This is a genomic window from Wolbachia endosymbiont strain TRS of Brugia malayi (assembly GCF_000008385.1).
Classification (GTDB): domain Bacteria; phylum Pseudomonadota; class Alphaproteobacteria; order Rickettsiales; family Anaplasmataceae; genus Wolbachia.
This window is the reverse complement of record NC_006833.1, coordinates 197,950-216,071: the sequence shown is the minus strand read 5'-3', so window position 1 is coordinate 216,071 and position 18,122 is coordinate 197,950. Positions and strand designations below refer to the sequence as shown.

Genomic DNA, 18,122 nt, shown 5'->3' with positions numbered 1-18,122 from the left:
TATGTGCTTTATGTTCCTAGAATTTTTATTTTCAACCCTATTTATAATGTTAATAATGGTATTAAGTGTATTTCAAATAATATTGGTTGTTATATTAGTAATTTTAGTACTCTTGCAGCCACCAGGAAGTAGCTCACTAAGCGGCTTTAGCAATTCGCAGCAAGGATTCAATTCAATAATTCCAGTAAAATCTTCTGCGAATCCGCTTAACAAAATAACAGCCATAGTTGCTGGATTGTTTATTATGAATACATTACTATTGTCAGGATTGTGTTCAAAAGATGTACATAAAAAATCGATAGCAGAGAAAATTATATTGGAAAAACAACAAGAAAATGAATCTACTTCTGTTCCCTTTGAGAATTGATGAAAGAAGCTAAATTTATTTTTGTAACAGGTGGGGTTGTTTCATCACTTGGCAAAGGTTTAGTCGCTTCAAGTGTAGGTGCACTTCTTCAAGCTCACGGCTTTAAAGTTCGCATTAGAAAACTTGATCCATATCTAAATATTGATCCTGGAACAATGAGCCCAACCCAGCATGGAGAGGTATTTGTTACCGAAGATGGTGCCGAAACTGATTTGGATCTTGGGCATTATGAGCGTTTTACTGGAATTAAAGCAACTAAAGACGACAATATAACAACTGGTAAGATGTATCATGAGTTATTGAAAAAGGAAAGACGTGGTGATTACCTGGGCAAAACTGTACAAGTCATTCCTCATGTAACGGATTTAATCAAGTCATTTATTTTTAATGGTACGGAAGGCTTAGATTTTGTGATATGTGAAATTGGCGGGACTGTAGGTGATATCGAAAGTCAACCATTTTTGGAAGCCATACGCCAAATTAGCTATAAACTCGGAAAACAAAGAGTTATTCTTATTCACTTAACCTTGGTGCCATATCTTGCTGTAGCGCAAGAATTAAAGACAAAACCAACACAGCATTCAGTTCGAGAGCTAAATTTTGTAGGGCTACAGCCAGATATTATATTATGTCGTAGTGAAAAAGAAATTTCTGATAATCAGAGAGGGAAAATAGCCAATCTTTGTAATGTTTCTTTATCTAATGTAATATCCGCTCCTGATGTAAGTCATATATATGAGCTACCTGTCTTATATAATCAATGTGGACTTGGTACACAAGTTTTGGAACATTTTCATTTAAGTAAACCAAAACCAAGTCTGGTTGGGTGGAATCAAATAGTGCATTCTATGAGGCACCCAATGCAGGAAGTTACTGTATCTATAGTAGGGAAATACACTGAATTTCCTGATACGTATAAGTCACTAGTTGAGGCATTAAGTCATAGTGCAATTAGTAATAGAATCGAAGTAAAGATAAATTGGGTTAACTCAAGAGAGAAGAGCGGAAAACCTATAAATGAAAAGTTTATGGGGGATAAACTAAAGAATTCTCATGCAATTCTTGTTCCAGGGGGTTTTGGTGACGATGGAATAGAAGGTAAAATGTTAGCGATAAGTTACGCTCGCACAAATAATATCCCATTTTTTGGAATATGCCTTGGTATGCAGCTTGCGGTTATTGAATTTGCTCGCAACGTTATTAAGTTTAAAGATGTACATTCTGAAGAGTTTTATACTTGTAAACACCCAATCATTAAGCTAGCTGGTGATAAAAACGTTGATCTTGGTGGAACCATGAGACTTGGGGCATACAAATGTAATATAAGTCCAAATTCTAAAATGGCGGGTGCATATAGCGATACTATTATTTCAGAAAGACACAGGCATAGATACATAATTAATTTAGATTATAAAGATGATTTAGAAAAGAATGGACTGATATGCAGTGGCATGTCAGAAGATGGAACATATATAGAAGCAGTGGAGTTAGAAAACCATCCATGGTTTATTGGTGTTCAATTTCACCCAGAGTTCCAATCTAAGCCATTTTCTCCTCATCCTCTCTTTGTATCATTCATTAAGGCAGTAGTTAATAAAGTTAAAAAAACAGAAGGTTAACAAGGGAAAGTGTTTAAGTGTCAATATATGGAGTTTGCCGTAGAGCAAGCTAAGCTTGCCAAAAAAAATGATGAGATTCCCATAGGAGCTGTGATAGTTAGTGGAGACAATATCATTTCTTTTGCACATAATATATCCAATGATCCAACTGCACATGCAGAGATGTTAGTGATCAGACAAGCATGCGAATTGCTTTCAACGTCAGTACTTTGTAATGCTGACATGTACGTAACATTAGAGCCATGTCCGATGTGTGCTCAAGCTATTTCCTTTGCAAGAATTAAACGATTGTACTTTGGAGCCTATAATTCAAAAGGTGGAGGAATTGAAAATGGTGCTAAAATATTTCAATTTTGCAGCCACGTACCTGAAGTTTATGGTGGGGTATTAGAAACAGAGTGCTCTTTTTTGTTAAAAGATTTTTTTGAGAAATTGAGGGACTCTACCAATTATTATTAGATTTCTTGTATAACCATACACCTAATAGCATTCTGTCATTCTGCCCGCGTTAGGTTAATTGATGAGCGTCTTCTAATCCTGCAATCCTTTCAATTTCACTAATGGAAAGACCAGTAAACTTGACAATAGTGTTGGTGTCAACATTATCAGCCAGCATTGCCTTTGCTACTTCAATTTTTCCTTCTTCTATACCTTCCAAGTTTCTGTTCAAGGATAGCTTCCTCTTTGTACAGATCCATTATTCTTTCTTCATACGCTGTTTAGGTCCTTTTCATCCCAGTGAAACTTGTTTAACTCATCATATGCTTAATTTATTATTAATACTTCTCCTGCTATCTTCTTTAAATTTTTATCTGTTGTTTCTTCTGCATACTTAAATAAAGAAACACCAGCGTTCTACTATGCTTGTTAATTGGTCTACTTTACCTTTAGGAAATTTAGATAGTTCAATGAATACGAATTGAAAATCTTGTAAATCATGCTCATTAGTTTCATCGTCTCTTATGGTATGGCTAGATATATAATTGGACTCATCGGGAAATAAAGTACAATTTGATATTGTAATAAAGAAAATCTTTTGTGTAAATTATGATATCCACCAGATTGCCTTGAGAAGCTTTGGCAACGTAATATTGAATACGTTTTTCAAAGTCCTTGTCACGAGTGAGCTCCACTTCAACCACAAACTTATTACCAACAGAATCCTTGCAGAGAACACCAACCATGCTTTGTTTCTCAGAAGCAAATTTAGAATTCATAATGACGCTGATGAATTCTATTTCTTGCATAGTATTAACTTCAGTATACCCTAAAACATCGCTCAAAAATGGACAAGAATATTCTTATTTCTTCCGTGCCAAAGATCTTCTTGAAAGTCAGGTCCAATTTTGGTAAGGAATTTAGAAAGTGCTATAATAAATTAACTTAAATGGTATTAATAGTAATACACTATTTTTTCCAAATATTCAACTATATTTTTTAACTTACAATTTTAAGCTTAACTTAATGTGTGTGGCTTATACCGGGATTTTTACCAATCAAAATTTTTATCTTGTGATTTTATTTGCAGTATTGCTATCAAACTGATCAATAAGCAGAAGATTATATAAAGCCCAGCAACAAAATTTATTTGAGGGAACGTTATAGTAAGCCAAGTGCATATCATGGGGGTAAATCCACCATGCAAGGCAAAAGAAATATTGCGTGATAAACTCACTCCACTAAATCTAACATTGGGGGGGAAAAGTTCAGATGCAACTATTCCTATAGGATTGATACCCCTTTCTATTATAGAGAGAGCCATTACACTCAACATAATTATAAGGTAACTTTTATAGTAATATGCAATAGATAACATAGGACAACACAGTATTATCGTAATTATTATAAATAAGATTGCAATGCGCTCTTTCCCTACTCTATCAGCTAACATTCCGAGCGCTATTGAAGATATCGGTATTAATATACTGGTTATAATCAACACAATTTCATTGACATATGTTGTTACATACATCTCAACTTGCACTATTTCTTTTGCAATTGTTCGAAGAAATATGGTAAATCCAACAGCAACATTAACAGGTACGGATATTAAAACGGCAAGTATCAGAGCTCTCTTATAGCGCTTTACAAGCTCTATTATTGGTAAATTAGGCAAATTTCTTTGTTCTCGATTTTTTTCATATGCCGGAGTTTCTCCTAATGTGTATATACTATATGCACTCATTAATCCCCAAATGGCCGAAAAAGTAAACGGCATTCTCCAGCCCCATGCGTTAAAATCAGTGATTTTTTTGCATATGATCACTATCATTACAAAAAGCAGGACACCAATGGAGCGACCAAAACTTATTATCCCAAAAAACATTCCTAGTTTTTTCTTATTGGATAAATGCTCTATGAGATAAACAGAACTTCCTCCTTGTTCGGCGCCTAGTGCAATTCCTTGTGTTACATGGATTGCAAAAAGCAATATAGTAGAGGTTATACCTACTCGACTATAGCCTGGAATAAATGCAACGAGACTAGACGGGATTGATATTAGCAAAATAGCAATTGTTAATGCCATCTTCCTTCCATATCTATCGCCAATGTGACCAAATACAGATGCGCCAAGTGGCCTTACCATAGCACCCAGCCCTGCAATTCCAAACAATTGCAGTATGTTGTAGTAGACATCTTTTGCAGAACAAAACTCTCTACTGATTATGTTAACCAGATCAATAAAGAGCATGTGATCATACCATATTGCGATTCTACAGAGAATTGTTGATATCAACACCCTTGTTTGTTGATTGCACACTAAATTTAATTTGTAAATGTTTGCTTACTTCATTGTGACTGTTTTTTAGTATTTAGTAAAGCTACAACCTTAGCGTATGGATTTGACTTTTTTATTATGGTATATGATAATCAAGATATTATTAAGTTTAGTGGTGGAAACTACTATCGATATAGCTATTTAACAGCAGTTATAGCTATAACAAAAATAGCGGTAACCAGTGCTTTAGTTATAAGTATGTATAGGTATTCCCTTTATGCTGTTTAAAGGAGTTAAAGAACTCTTAGATTCAAGATGATTGTGTTACAGATGAAGTACTACAACTCTAAAGTGGAAGAAGCAAAAGGAGAAAAAAACTGATAGAGATAGGCTGGAAGTAACAGTTTTATACAGTTGCCATTTCAAGTAACTTTTTTTCGAAGAAATTTATTGTCATTCCAGTACTCCTTTCTTATCGTTCAAGTAGCCTCCTTCTTATGTCATTCCAGCGGAGACGTTGGCGCAACTCATCTGCGGTATCTCTAGACCCCGCTAACAAGTAGCAAGAAATTTATTAAATAGAAAAAAGGTAAAAGATATTCCCTGGCAGATAGTGTTTACTCTCTAATCCTATAAATTGGCGCACTATACTGTCTTAAATGCTTTATAAAGCACGTTCTAGCTTATATAGGTAAAAACCCCCCCAGAGATGTTGTAAAGACATAAGAGTACATATAGTACAAAAAATTAAACATAAGACGCTAACTACGTGATACTTTGTCATTTAATCTGCATAGATTGAAGATAACTGAATACCTTCAGTACTATGGAAATTAGCAAGGTTTATCAAGTAATTTTTTGTACTTCTGTGAGCTATCTTTAGCTTATCAAATCACAAATGCTCATAAGTTGTTTGTGTGACGTTGGGATGGCTTTGTTGCTTCCATAGTTTCTATTTTGTAATTAAAAATGCTTCCCTCTTTTAGAGTACTGTATATAATAAGGTTGTTTCGCAGTATATTGCAAGTTACTTCAAATAAAATCCCCAATAGCATAATCTACAAGGAGGCTTTATGAGGATAAGAAATTTCTCTGTTCATCCCATTGTTAATAAAAAATATAGGAGAAAACGGCGTATTTTCTGGTTATGCGAGTGTCTTTAATATAGTCGATAAATAAGTGACCTAATCTTGTTTGGAGCATTTAAAGAGAATTTGAACAAAAATGAGATAAAGCTTCTCTGGCAGCACAATCTTGGTGAGCCTATAGGCAATATTATAAAATTTGTAAAAATGATGTTGGGTTGTATATAACTGTGCGTTTGCTCCTAGGTATTCAAAAATCAGAAGAGGCTTACTTAATACTTAAGACTGGGGTAATTAATAATGGACTTTCGATTGGTTATATCGTAAGATATAACATTGACCATGAGAGCAGAGCTCTGGTGTTGAAACAAGTGGAACTACAGGAAGTCAGTTTGATCACCTTTCTTGCAAATTTAGCCAGGTAGTTGACGTAAAAAGTCAGGGTAATGGACAAGAAATGTTGGTAGGAGCAATAAAAAAAGGCAAATGATGTGCTTACAAATATGCATATTTCTATTTAAGGTTTGTTAAATGGGTAGAACTTTGTCTACTTAACATTAAAAACGTTCAGGTCAAGTTTAACATCTGCATTAATGCTTATTTAATTTTTACACTAATATATAATTTAGTTACTATTTCTGGTGATTGTTAGTAAAATTTAGCTTGAAGAAAGTTTTTAGAATTGAAAAAAGGTGAGGTAATTTTATGCTTGGCACAAGTAATGAAATTAATATTAAAAGGGAGGAAAAAGGATATAGCTGATCTACCGTGTTTGCTTATCTATACCTAAAAAACGATTGGGCAGATATTGCCAAAGAGATGGAATAAATGAGCAGAAAATATTCTATACTATAATAAAGCTACTGCAAATAATGGAGTTTAAGCTGATAAGCTTACAACAGTAAATGCAGGTGTTCAAGTTGATTTGATACTTCAAAGTGAAGTAATGAGTAAAGATGAAGGGGTTAAAACTGAAGAAAGTAACGAATTTACTGGTGGAATCTATTTTTGCAGTACTGAGGGTAGTGGGCTAATTGATGATGACTATTCTAATATAGGAGAAGTGAGTACAGAGAAAAATGGAGCATTAGAAGAACAGCTAGGGGATATGAGTCAGGAACTAGAACTCGAACACGTTTGCAAAATGTTTCCTTAAAAGAGGAAAATAGAGAATTGTAGTCTATAATTGAAAAGTTTAAAAAGGGTTATAAGGAATTGACAGAAGCTGCAGACAAACGAGAAGAGGAACTAATTGAATACAACACAGAACTTGTAAACAGAACAAGAAAGCTTTTGGTAGAGTGGAGGAAAAAGACAGGAAATAAAGTAATTTAACAAGGTTAAATGAAGAATTAGAACAGGATAAGAAAACAATAAAGGGTAAAGTTGATGAACAAACAGTAAACTATATATGATCAAGAAAAAGGGTCGGAGAGCAAGATGCTTTGATTAAATCACTTGCTGATGAAAATGAGGCTGTTAAGAAGGGTAATGAAGTCTACAAATACAAATAACGGAACTTGAAGATGGAGTTAGTGGGTTAGAAGGTAAAATTAGTAACTTAGGTTGTAATAAAGAAGCTCTATCAATCAAATGTGAATATACTGACTGTTCAATTGCAAAGTACTCAAGAACCTAAACAGTAATTGGAAGAAGGAAATAGAGATTTAAATAATCAACTAAGCTATGTAAAGGAAGAGAATCAAAGATATTAGCCAAGAAGCTAACTTGAATAAAGAAAATGAAAGATTAGCGTAATATGAACGCAGATTAATCAATCAAGTAAAAACATTGGAGGAAGAAAAGAGTAATTTCGAGCAACAAAAGTGACAGAGTTACGATAGACTATAAGCAAGAATGCTGAATTAGAAAGTAAAGTAAGTGAATTGCGAAAAGAAAAAGCTCAGCATGAAAAGCAGTTAAAAGCTATGGAAGAAGCATGCAAAACGTGTGAGGAAAGTCAGCGTGAGTTAGAACGCGAATTGGAGAATTTAGAAAGTCAATTAAGTGCTGTTGAAAAAGAGAAAGAGGACTTAGAAAATGAGTCTGCTGAGTTGCAAAAACAAGTACAGACTTTAAAGGAAGATAAAAAAATGTGCAAAAAAGATTGACTAAAATGTCTAGCCAAAAGGGTGTAGATCTGGCAAAAAGTAAAAAAGATATTAGCAAGTTTGAAACTGCTTCGTCTAATCAAAAAAAAGAATGGGAGACAGATTCAAAGAAAAAAGCTGAGGAAATAGAAAGGTTGAAGACATTAAAGAAGAAATCAGATGAGGAATTACAAGAAGCCAGAGGAAAACTTGCTGAGCAAGAAAGGTTGCTTAAATACCCGGAAGCAGAAAAAAGCAAGAGATGTTGTAGTATCATCTATTGCAGCACATACAGAGGCACTTCATGAGAATTTGATATTAAAAGATCAACAGATTGAAAGTTCACCAACTAAAGATGCACAACGAGATGGGAAGTAAAAGGAAAGATACACAAGGACAAACAGAAGTTCAAAAGCCAGTATAGGGGATGTGGATAAAGTATCTATCACGAAATCAATTACTGATCCGTTTAACTTACTAAAAAAGCCTTTGCAGGGTCTTGGACGTTTCTTGTCTGACCGAAATATGGATTTAAAAAAGAATTTCCCTGAATTGAGAGAAAAGAATTTTCTTCTCAACTTCTTGAGAGAAACTGTAAAATTCCTCTCAAATAAACAAGACAATAAACCTCAAGATAATGAATTACTTAATTTGTTTAAAAAATTTAATAAGGGAAGTTATAGAAGGTAAGGTTAAAGAAGTAGTGATTGACAAGGGTAATAAGTATTATCAGGTTAGCAAAAACACAGATAAAGAGTTACTTGATGGTATCATGTGCAAGAGTAAATTAAAAACCAAATTGCTGCACTCTGTTAAGTAATATATAAAGAGATTAAGATTAAATATAAAAGACATAGCAATAATAGCTGATTCTAGCATGAATAAGTTTTATAACGAAAGAAGTAATAGTAAAAATCCATCAATCCTGCTTAAAGAGATTGTTGTAAAAGAGTTAGCAAATGCTAGGGTGAAAATCTTTTTAGAGAAAGTTAGAGAGATAAATTTGCTACCAAACAACGTGCCTAGCTCTTCTATGAGTCATACTAGTATATTTGTGCTGTCACCGAGTAATATAAGAGTTGTAGGACATGGATAATAAAAATTGTGACAGGCAAAAATTAGAGTAAACTTTTAGCATAAAGCATCAGCTCCTTTTTTGTTAAAGTGTAGGAACTATCTTCCCAATGTTGTCTTAGTAATTTCAAGTTCCTACCTAAATTTTTTCCTGGCTGGTAACCTATATTTATCAAATCATCGCCAGATAAAGGAAATTTCTGGATGTTAAGCACCTGAGCAAGTGAAATGTACTCATCAACATTTGCTCCGGACTCAACACCACAAACTTTTACTAAATCGCAATATAATTCCTTGCCAAGTAAAGATATATATTTCCTTTGCTCTTTTTCTGTAAGCTCTGTTTTGATATTATTGGATAGTAAAAATAATAGCTTTTTCTTTTGCTTGTTTGAAAGGCGTAAAAACTTACTTACGTATTCTCCAAGGCTCAACCTGTCATTTTTTTCGGTAGTCCTAAGAAGTAACGCTAATTTTACTAGTGCATCAGTGCCAAAAAGAAATGCCGAAGACAGAATTTCGCATTTTACCTCTTTTGGGATAATTTTTTGTAAAACATCAGATTTTTGCATACTCTTAAGTGTTGGAACCGGAGCATCATACTCCAGCAATTTAAACATTTCATCTCTTATTCTCTCTCCAGAGAGGTTATAAATCTTGTGTGCGTGCTTTTTGCATACATTCAATATTTTATCACTCATATCTCCAATGCATATTTTTGCATGAAAACGAAACGCCCTTAAAATGCGCAGATAGTCTTCTTTAATTCTATCTTCAGCGTTGCCTATAAAATTTAATCTTCGTGCTTTCAAGTCCTGAGTACCACCAAAGTAGTCATATATATGGCCGTACTTGTTTGCGTATAGAGCGTTGAATGTAAAGTCGCGTCTCGAAGCATCAGCTCGCCAATTATCGGTAAATTCTACTTTTGCATGCCTACCATCACACTTAACATCATGCCTTAGCGTTGTGATCTCAAAGGACCTTTGATTTAAAACTGCAGTGATAGTTCCATGTTTTAAGCCGGTTGGAATAGCTTTTATATTGTGAAATTTTAGTGCTTCAATTACTTGACTGGGCAGTAAATTGGTGGCTAAGTCAATGTCGTGAACTTTACGCTGCAGAATTGAATCTCTCACGCACCCACCAACAAGCCTCACCTCACCACCAAATTTCTCTACGGCATCAATAATTAAACTAGTTTTATGATCAACTTGCATTTGGGTTGTGCGTATTGTACTCATATTACTGAGATTTTGCAAAAAAGCCCTATATAAAAACATATAGAGTTAACAAGATTTTACAGACTGCTGCTGATGAAATGTTTTTTCTATCCTTGTTTCTTTCATACCATATCTTGGTAAGCCAAAGGATTTTGTTCTTCAGAGCGTTTCATGTACTGCTCTACCCGTTTTATAACATCACTAATTTCTCCATTAAACTTTCTGTTAATGACTTATCAAACGCTTCTTTCAACCCCTGCTTTCTGACTGCTACCCCTTGAAAAGTTGTAATATTCTGAGATCTCATCTAGCTGAAGTTTTTTTGCTAATAGAAAATCTCCTTACTCTTGCTTTGCTAAACTTTTACTTCTGTCAAGCAATGGTTCAAAGTGAGCATCACCTTTGTTTATTATATGCATGGTAGATTGATTATTATAGTTTAGACTACCTGTTTACGTACTACCTGAAGAACTGATAAGGCTATGTGTGCGACCTATGTTACCAAGACCTCACATATTTTCTAGCGATTTACTCGCTTCAATCTGAGTTAATTTTTTAAAGCTCTTTAGCAAGTGTTCCATAGAATTTAGAGCCCATTATTACTTGTTTAACATTTGCATTAAACCCATCCTCATCCTGAAATATCCATCTCTGCAAAAACTTAAAATATAACCGATTTTTGATTCAAAGGTGCAATTTCATGCCATACTTTCCACAAAATATTCTACCTTCAACTTCAGGATCATCCCATCTACTATTATCCAAGATGTTTTTTACATAGTTATCTGCAATTTCAATGCGAATATTATCACTACTATCGTAGCTGCTTGCAATTGTACTTTGAAACCATTCTGCAGATTTTTTTGCGCAAATTCTTTATAGTCTTTTCACAACTGCTCTACAGTAACTTTTGATTCCCTTCTGCTGTCTCAAGCTTTGTTTGAATGAGGTTAAAAAACAATTTCCATTACCAATTGCTACCCTACATGGAAATTATCAGGGTAGGGGCTACTACTTGAAAGAGTTATTTCCTGCCCTGAGCTCTTGAACCTTTTCGCACTTTCAATGTCTTGAAAATCACTTAGTAGTTTCCGGTTTTTGAGCTGTAGTCATAGTTTCTCACCTTAATTATATATTACTATATCAGTAAAGTTGTTAATAAATAACTAATTAAGTATAGCAAAAATTCTTAAATCATGTAACAATTGTGGTTTTATATGGTAAATATGAGCTTTAACTGTGGCATAGTTGGGTTACCAAACATAGGAAAATCAACTTTATTTAACGCACTTACACAATCAAGTGCAGCTGAAGCTGCAAATTACCCCTTTTGTACAATCGAACCAAATATTGGCAAGGTGCCAATAAGAGATCAGCGTTTGAGACAAATCGCAGCAATTGCCGGTTCAGAAAAGGTAATCTACAATCAGCTAGAAGTCGTGGATATTGCAGGTCTGGTAAAGGGTGCGAGTAAGGGTGAAGGGCTCGGTAATAAGTTTTTGAGTCATATCAGAGAAGTTGATGCCATCGTTCATCTGCTTAGGTGCTTTATGGACGACGGTGTTAACCATGTGCATAATGAAATAGATCCAATATCAGATGCTGAGGTAGTGGAAATGGAATTAATTTTGGCTGATATTGATAGCATAGAAAAGAGGCTACCTCAATTAGAAAAGAAAGCAAAGCAGGGTAATAAGGAGCTAAAGAGGCAACTTGATTTGATGCATGAGGTTTTAGCTACTTTAAAACTCGGTAAACCTGCAAGAAGTTTAGAATGTAGTGATAGAAATGAAATGAAATCACTTCAATTGCTGACGGCAAAGCCTGTTATGTACGTCTGCAATGTTGAAGATATAAATATTATAACGGGTAATAAACTATCTCAAAAGGTGAAAAAAATAGCAGAAGAGAACAAAAATAAATTTTATTGTATCTCAGCAAAACTTGAGTCAGATATTGCAAATCTTGAAAGTGAGGAGGAAAAACAGAGTTTTTTATCAGAATTTGGCCTGCAAGAGTCGGGACTTGATGGAGTAGCGCGTATTATGTATGAAGTGCTAAGTATGATAACCTTTTTTACTGTTGGCCTCAAAGAAGCACGAGCGTGGCCAATAAAAATAGGGTCAACAGCTGATAAAGCAGCTGGTGTAATTCACAATGATTTTGAAAAAGGTTTTATAAAAGCAGAAACGATAAGTTTTGCAGATTATGTAAAATATAGAAGCGAATCGGCTTGCAAAGACGCAGGCAAAATTCGCTTCGAAGGCAAGGATTATATTGTACAAGACGGTGATATAATGCACTTTAGGTTTAATGTGTAGCAGCCCCTTGCTGAAGGGAAGAAACTCCTTTTTCTACAGTTATTTTCTCATCAATGATAGAGTTAGATATACCGATGATGATATTCTCATATGGCTGTGTGTCCTTCTTTTTCTCATACAGTGTCTATTAAACTAGACATTCTCTAAAACTTCACGTAAAGCTTTACCTTTTATAAACACAGCCTAGTTTTGCTCAGCTAGTTCTAAAATGTCCTTTAGTCAATATTTTTACCGTCGATGGATAACTTCCTAATACTAGTTTGATCAGGATTTATATTTAAAACAGCAAAATAGTTAAGGCCTTTTCCAGACTTATCTTTTGCACCCTAACTAATTTCAATGTTACATATTGCAAGTTCTACGAAAGAGTAGTTTTTCTCCTGTTTCTCATTCTTCACAATTATTAGTATTCTTTTACCATTGCTGTATATTTTTACTCTTTACAAATATTACCGATTATGTCCTGAGTATACTACGTGATATTTATTAAAGAAAGCAGCCAAATCACTATTTAAAAATTCTTTTGCATCATGCTCTCCTTTATTAACTCTATCCAAATATATATTCATCTTCTCTATAAACTTCTCTTTAGCTTGAACATTACCACCAGCGTGGCAATAAAAAGGGAAACATTCTTATTTCTTCCATAGTATTTTGCTATTTTGTTAAATGGATTTGCCTCTTTACCTTCATCATAATTCATGTCATACGAAGGATAATTAAATGGTCGACTTGAGAAATCTAAATTGTCAAAACCTGATAGTATGCTTTATATCTCAGAATTATTATCAAATTTACGCTTGTCTTAAGAAACCACTTGTATGATCAGTTTCTCTTGTAAAGCAATATTGACATCTGTATTTTCCACAGAAGATTTAAATCCCTTGAACCATTCAAATAATCCCATATCATACCTCTTTCGATTTTACTAAAATAGTATATCTTAATGCTAGTGCATTGTAAATGCTAAAATTTATGTGTGTTAAAACTAAGGAAATTAGCATAAATTTTGTATTGTTTGCAACTTTATCACCTTATTATGCAACATTATTAAAGAACTAGTTGAGCAGATGTTATAACCAAATTTAACCCCATCTACAAGCTCTCCGCTTGTTACTCCAGTTGCAATGAACACTGACTCACCTTTTACCATATCTTTTATAGAGTAGATTTTTTCTAGGTCATCAATATTCAAAATTTTTGCTCTTTCTTTTGACTGATGTGTGTCAAATATTAATCTTCCCTCCATTTGTCCGCCTATTGAACTTAACGCTGCAGCTGCAAGCACTCCTTCTGGTGCTCCTCCTATGCCAATATATATATCGTGGCTGCCATTAATTAATGAAACTATAGCAGCAATATCACCATCATCTATCAATTTAACTCTTGCTCCTAACTTCCTGATTTTTAATATTAAATTATTGTGCCTCTCACGTTTAAGTATAGTTACTGTAAGATCATTTACTTCACATTTTTTTGCTTGGGCTAGATTGTCAAAATTTTTTTCAACACTATTTTTTAGTGAAACTACACCTATTGGAAGATCTTTTCCTATCGCTATTTTTTCCATATAGATATCTGGTGCATGTAAAAAGTCACCTTTTTTTGCTGCAGCAAGAACGGACATTGCACTTTGTTTATAGTGAGCACAAATTGTAGTACCTTCAAGTGGGTCAACAGCAATATCGATCTCAGGACCGTTTCCAGTGCCAACCTTCTCTCCAACATATAGCATCGGTGCTTTATCTCTCTCACCCTCACCAATTACAATTGTGCCATTTATTTCCATCGAATTTAGTACCGTCCGCATTGCATCAACTGCAACCTGATCAGCCTTTTTTTCATCACCTAAGCCCACCAACTTATATGCGGCAAGTGCTGCAGCTTCAGTTACTTTAATTAATTTATATGCTAGATTTTCCATCATTTACTCGAGAACTAAGTATTCAGTATATATCATGCCATTTGAGATTGCAAGATGTCTTGACTAATTGTAAGGAGGCCATTCATTAGAAGATTTACTAACTAAAACATGCAACTGAAAATGATAAACTCACGTATTAAAAATCTTCTCCTTAACAACAGACTTACTCTCCTCTCAACAAGAGCAAATAACTGCAGCGTTAACCAAGGAAGAGGAGCAAAACATATCTGATATTGCAGGAAATAAAGCGGAAACTAACTTGGCAGATCCTGATGACTCCAGAGATGCTCAATTTACCATGCTATACGATAAGATAAAGTTCATAGCCAAAAGCCCTGAAATAGAGGCTTAAAAGTTTTATGGAGAACTAAAAAAAAGGAGAAGTAACAGATGAAAAAATTTTTGACTCACTTGTAGATTCCATCAGTTTAAAAAGGCAAGATATTTTAAGCGATTATGGTATCTTTCTAAGAGTTATTGAATTATTTGCACAGTTAGACATTCAAGTTAAGAGAAGCCCTGGCAGTAGAACTATGGTTGGACATGACTGTAACAAATGAACAGCCTGGAGTTGTAAAGATATTTTTAGAAAGTGGTAAATTTGATGAAGAGGAAAAATTATATGCTTTGAATAATGCTACTGTTCAGGGAAATGTTCAAGAGTTTAAGGTATTTTAAGATTATATAGATCATGCGAAAATACTAGAGTCCTTCGATATAGTTCCTTGCAATGAAAAAATTGACATTATGAAGGTGCTTTTAGATAACAAGAGATTTATAAGGGAGAAAAGATTAATGCTCTGGGTAATACTTTTATAGATGATAGTCTACCAAAGGTTAGGCTACTTTTAAAGTATATGATAAATATATCAGAACTAATATAAAAATCTTCTAGAAATAATTACAGAAAGTAAATTCTCGCTTAAGAAAGAGCTTAAAATAGACTCTGAATTTAAAGTTGACTTCGACAATTCTTGATCACACTCTAAATACCTCTCAAACCGTGTAATAATTGTACTGCTTAGATCAGCAATAAACAAAAGGAGAAGCAAAACACATCTGATGCAGAAGAAAATGGGGCAGAATCCAGCAGTAGTAATAAAGATAGTGTAAAAACTATTGTGCTAAGTGGCGATTTTATTAGATAATTATAAACTCTATAGCATGGGACCTTAGCTCTGAAAGCTTACAACTGAAATTAAGTAAGTAAAGAATTAGTCTTCAAAGTAAGTGTGAGTAAGGTGCTGTGTTAGGAAATGGATTATTGGATCATGCAATTAAACACAATCAAAAGCATTCAAAAGTTATAAAGTTTCTCTTAGAAGATGGGGTGACCACCATTAATGCAATCGGCCAAGAAGGAAGATATTATGTTAATAAATTGAGGAGAACAAGTCTATATTATGCTCTGTTGTTCCTGATATTAATGACAGTAATACTGAAATTCTAAGCACGCTACTGCAAAATATTAATGCAGAGCAATTAAAACTAAATCTTGAAAGTGAGTTGTACGTATTATACCAACAATTGAGGGATGATGCATTTTGTACTGCTACTTCGGAACGTAATTCTATAGCGGCAATGGTGCTAGTACGGAATGATTAAGAAAGTAATTGCATCGCATGAATCAGCAGTAAATGGGGGTGGGATGCCTGTAATAACAGAAACTGATCAGGCTACTATACCGCTGAATATAGAAGAAAATAAACCGTAACCCAGTGAAAATGCTGATAATAAACCAGTGTCTCCTATATCAATAAAAGAAACAAATGCTGACCAATTACCAAATGAAAAAGGAACTAGATATAAAGAAAATAAGGAGTATTTTTATACCTCATTAAAGAATGAGGCTATTGGAGTTGTGATTACAGGATTATTTATCACTGCTGCTGTGATGGTTCCATCTGTAGTTGGTGCGGTAATTTACGGTATTATAGCTGTTTTAGTTGTGATAACTACTATACTACATGCAATAATTTCTACATTATCAAGTTATAGAGAGATGGAAGAAAATAAAGTTGAGCACGTAAATTCACAAGCTATAAAAATATAGAATATCATCCAATGTTCTTCCTCTTGTCATCGCAATGTCAAGCATATAGCTGTACGAACAGTAACCGTTTACAAATTGTGGAAATGAATAAAGAATTAAGCAGTAACAGTTACTAGATTCTGTAACTTTTGAAAGGAATTTTGGCCATTTAGACGCGAAGTTAAAATATCGACAACATCTTTATGAATCTTTCTCCACGTTCTGACCAAGTGAAAAAGCTGTTCTTACAATAGATTACATAGCGCCTCATTTACCGTTCTGCAAGGTTATTGGTTGTATCTATCACTTCAAGTTTTCGTAAAAACTTCCATATCCTCAGATCTTAACATCTTGGCAGCCATCCTCAAAGTTTGAGTACCATTTATAACCCTAGTCATTTTACACAAAAGATGTTCTACCCTTTTTCAAAATTTTTACATTAGTTGATAAAATCGTAAATCATCTACCAAATTTTATTTTTTTGCTTTTGTACCACAAATACTCTGTTATTGAGTGACTTGAGCGCCTGGCCAATTTTGCTCACTTCAATATTTTTACTATACGCAAATCTTTGAAAATCTCTTGTCAAATGTGTCCAACATATCTATCTATTTTCAAACTAAAATAATTGTACGCAGCGTATTGTTGCTTACAACTATGCCATTGTATTCTGGCAGTAAACTTTGCAACACCTTCTTGCCACGAGACTCGGTCATCTTTAGAAGTGTCAGAGCGCTTTGTTGTTATTACCCAACCCAGCCTCTTTCTCCTTGATTTCTGTGCTATGTTTCATCTATATGCAGGTTTCTTTCAATTCTTCCTTCATTTTCTCATATTCAGATGCGCATCTTTTGATACTCTGTGCTCAGTCTTTGATACTAAACTAAGACTTATATTGAGGTTAAATATACTGCTTAAAATTTGTTGTACTTTTCTTTTCGAGTTAATAAAAAAGCCACTTAGGCTGCTAATTGTTGTTTTAGCATTGAACCCTAGAGGACCTCTTGAAACCCCCATGGTTAAACTAGCTGAACCCTTCCTATCACAAGCTCTGTAATAGTTTCTTTGCAACCTGTACTCAGTTACGATTGGTTTGATTTCTGGTAATTCTACCTTTTAATGGACAATTTCATCTTCTAAAACAACCTTATTTCCACACACACAAACCTGATAAAATTGTATAGTCTACTACTATATTTGCTACCATCAAATCTCACTTATATACCTTATGCCCTGGCTGACCTCCTGGTTTTTTATCACTTTTCTTTTTTGTTTTTTTGCGATATATATCTTGCGATGGTGGTAGAGATGAACTTTTTGAGTTCAGACCCAGTTTATCTTCTAGCTCAATTATTTTTGCTTTTAAGCCATCATTTTCTATAATCAGAGCCTTTATTTCTTCTTTGAGATTAGCGTTTTTTGATTTGTACGCCACAATCTTTTCTGCAGCCCTGTTATCATACCCACTCTATACTTAGCTTCTCATGTCTTTACACTTTTACAATCACTTTGTAAATCCCTTATCTCCGTGAACGGTTATAAGAAAAATGGTGATGTGCCTGCAAGGTTTTTAAAAGCATTAGGCGCCCCGTTTACTTCTATGACCAACCTTTCTTAGTTCAACCAAAAGAAGTAGATGTAAGGAATGTTAGAGCGTTTATTTTAGCC

The 18,122-nt window shown here is 34.1% G+C and carries 16 protein-coding genes and 1 pseudogene; 12 read left to right on the top strand and 5 right to left on the bottom strand.

Annotated elements, in window-relative coordinates; translation table 11 throughout:
- Positions 1 to 46 precede the first annotated feature (46 nt).
- The 3 genes from secG to WBM_RS01005 are packed head-to-tail and all read left to right on the top strand — an operon-like array spanning position 47 to position 2,445.
- Positions 47 to 367 carry a preprotein translocase subunit SecG gene (secG, locus tag WBM_RS01015; protein ID WP_041571540.1) on the top strand — a complete coding sequence of 107 codons (321 nt, stop codon included), beginning with the start codon at positions 47 to 49 and terminating at the stop codon, positions 365 to 367.
- A complete protein-coding gene (locus WBM_RS01010; protein ID WP_011256370.1) occupies positions 367 to 1,986 on the top strand; it encodes a CTP synthase in 1,620 nt (539 codons plus the stop codon). The genes secG and WBM_RS01010 overlap by 1 nt, the downstream gene beginning before the upstream one ends.
- A 27-nt stretch (positions 1,987 to 2,013) precedes the next feature.
- Positions 2,014 to 2,445: a nucleoside deaminase gene (locus tag WBM_RS01005; RefSeq protein WP_011256369.1), complete on the top strand. Its 432-nt coding sequence runs from the start codon at positions 2,014 to 2,016 to the stop codon at positions 2,443 to 2,445.
- Between the two features lie 49 nt (positions 2,446 to 2,494).
- Here WBM_RS01005 and WBM_RS01000 read toward each other — a convergent pair.
- Both WBM_RS01000 and WBM_RS00995 read right to left on the bottom strand, forming a co-directional pair.
- Positions 2,495 to 3,358 (bottom strand): annotated as a pseudogene (locus WBM_RS01000) (Rpn family recombination-promoting nuclease/putative transposase).
- A 117-nt stretch (positions 3,359 to 3,475) separates the two neighbouring features.
- Positions 3,476 to 4,747 (bottom strand): MFS transporter, encoded by a 1,272-nt coding sequence (locus tag WBM_RS00995; RefSeq protein WP_011256368.1) that lies wholly within the window; start codon positions 4,745 to 4,747, stop codon positions 3,476 to 3,478.
- 1,273 nt (positions 4,748 to 6,020) lie between these two features.
- Here WBM_RS00995 and WBM_RS06115 point away from each other — a divergent pair.
- The 6 genes from WBM_RS06115 to WBM_RS00965 all read left to right on the top strand — a co-directional run bounded on the left by WBM_RS06115 (position 6,021) and on the right by WBM_RS00965 (position 8,976).
- Positions 6,021 to 6,215 (top strand): HK97 family phage prohead protease, encoded by a 195-nt coding sequence (locus WBM_RS06115; protein WP_233417514.1) that lies wholly within the window; start codon positions 6,021 to 6,023, stop codon positions 6,213 to 6,215.
- Between the two features lie 521 nt (positions 6,216 to 6,736).
- Positions 6,737 to 6,946: a hypothetical protein gene (locus WBM_RS00985; RefSeq protein WP_041571393.1), complete on the top strand. Its 210-nt coding sequence runs from the start codon at positions 6,737 to 6,739 to the stop codon at positions 6,944 to 6,946.
- A 730-nt stretch (positions 6,947 to 7,676) separates the two neighbouring features.
- The gene (locus WBM_RS00980) at positions 7,677 to 7,901 is read left to right on the top strand and encodes a hypothetical protein (RefSeq protein ID WP_041571389.1); all 225 of its coding nucleotides are present in this window, start codon (positions 7,677 to 7,679) and stop codon (positions 7,899 to 7,901) included.
- A gap of 5 nt (positions 7,902 to 7,906) precedes the next feature.
- Entirely contained in the window at positions 7,907 to 8,188 is a 282-nt protein-coding gene (locus tag WBM_RS00975) for a hypothetical protein (protein ID WP_011256365.1), read from the top strand.
- Positions 8,189 to 8,309: 121 nt separating this feature from the next.
- Positions 8,310 to 8,570, top strand: a complete 261-nt coding sequence (locus WBM_RS05685) for a hypothetical protein (protein WP_011256364.1) — start codon at positions 8,310 to 8,312, stop codon at positions 8,568 to 8,570.
- Between the two features lie 187 nt (positions 8,571 to 8,757).
- Entirely contained in the window at positions 8,758 to 8,976 is a 219-nt protein-coding gene (locus tag WBM_RS00965) for a hypothetical protein (RefSeq protein ID WP_011256362.1), read from the top strand.
- Between the two features lie 22 nt (positions 8,977 to 8,998).
- On the opposite strand, the gene WBM_RS00960 is transcribed toward WBM_RS00965, so the two are convergent.
- The gene (locus WBM_RS00960) at positions 8,999 to 10,174 is read right to left on the bottom strand and encodes a CCA tRNA nucleotidyltransferase (RefSeq protein ID WP_041571539.1); all 1,176 of its coding nucleotides are present in this window, start codon (positions 10,172 to 10,174) and stop codon (positions 8,999 to 9,001) included.
- 1,229 nt (positions 10,175 to 11,403) lie between these two features.
- On the opposite strand from WBM_RS00960, the gene ychF reads away from it, so the two are divergent.
- Positions 11,404 to 12,498, top strand: a complete 1,095-nt coding sequence (gene ychF, locus WBM_RS00955; RefSeq protein ID WP_041571538.1) for a redox-regulated ATPase YchF — start codon at positions 11,404 to 11,406, stop codon at positions 12,496 to 12,498.
- A 997-nt stretch (positions 12,499 to 13,495) separates the two neighbouring features.
- On the opposite strand, the gene glpX is transcribed toward ychF, so the two are convergent.
- Positions 13,496 to 14,422 carry a class II fructose-bisphosphatase gene (glpX, locus tag WBM_RS00945; RefSeq protein WP_011256359.1) on the bottom strand — a complete coding sequence of 309 codons (927 nt, stop codon included), beginning with the start codon at positions 14,420 to 14,422 and terminating at the stop codon, positions 13,496 to 13,498.
- A 543-nt stretch (positions 14,423 to 14,965) separates the two neighbouring features.
- Between glpX and WBM_RS06715 the strand changes: the two genes are divergently transcribed.
- Complete coding sequence (locus WBM_RS06715) at positions 14,966 to 15,100, top strand: hypothetical protein (protein WP_255324095.1); 135 nt, start codon at positions 14,966 to 14,968, stop codon at positions 15,098 to 15,100.
- A gap of 1,063 nt (positions 15,101 to 16,163) precedes the next feature.
- On the top strand, positions 16,164 to 16,475 hold the full coding sequence (locus WBM_RS00935) for a hypothetical protein (RefSeq protein ID WP_011256357.1): 312 nt from the start codon (positions 16,164 to 16,166) through the stop codon (positions 16,473 to 16,475).
- 1,192 nt (positions 16,476 to 17,667) lie between these two features.
- On the opposite strand, the gene WBM_RS06110 is transcribed toward WBM_RS00935, so the two are convergent.
- A complete protein-coding gene (locus tag WBM_RS06110) occupies positions 17,668 to 17,889 on the bottom strand; it encodes a DUF6444 domain-containing protein (RefSeq protein ID WP_083750408.1) in 222 nt (73 codons plus the stop codon).
- Positions 17,890 to 18,122: the final 233 nt, after the last annotated feature.

Coding starts and splice junctions, on each gene's coding strand:
- secG (WP_041571540.1), top strand. CDS start 47: ATGTTAATAATGGTATTAAGTGTATTTCAAATAATATTGGTTGTTATA.
- ychF (WP_041571538.1), top strand. CDS start 11,404: ATGAGCTTTAACTGTGGCATAGTTGGGTTACCAAACATAGGAAAATCA.
- WBM_RS00965 (WP_011256362.1), top strand. CDS start 8,758: ATGAATAAGTTTTATAACGAAAGAAGTAATAGTAAAAATCCATCAATC.
- WBM_RS00960 (WP_041571539.1), bottom strand. CDS start 10,174: ATGCAAGTTGATCATAAAACTAGTTTAATTATTGATGCCGTAGAGAAA.
- WBM_RS01005 (WP_011256369.1), top strand. CDS start 2,014: ATGGAGTTTGCCGTAGAGCAAGCTAAGCTTGCCAAAAAAAATGATGAG.
- WBM_RS00975 (WP_011256365.1), top strand. CDS start 7,907: ATGTCTAGCCAAAAGGGTGTAGATCTGGCAAAAAGTAAAAAAGATATT.
- WBM_RS01010 (WP_011256370.1), top strand. CDS start 367: ATGAAAGAAGCTAAATTTATTTTTGTAACAGGTGGGGTTGTTTCATCA.
- WBM_RS06715 (WP_255324095.1), top strand. CDS start 14,966: ATGACTGTAACAAATGAACAGCCTGGAGTTGTAAAGATATTTTTAGAA.
- glpX (WP_011256359.1), bottom strand. CDS start 14,422: ATGGAAAATCTAGCATATAAATTAATTAAAGTAACTGAAGCTGCAGCA.
- WBM_RS00985 (WP_041571393.1), top strand. CDS start 6,737: ATGAGTAAAGATGAAGGGGTTAAAACTGAAGAAAGTAACGAATTTACT.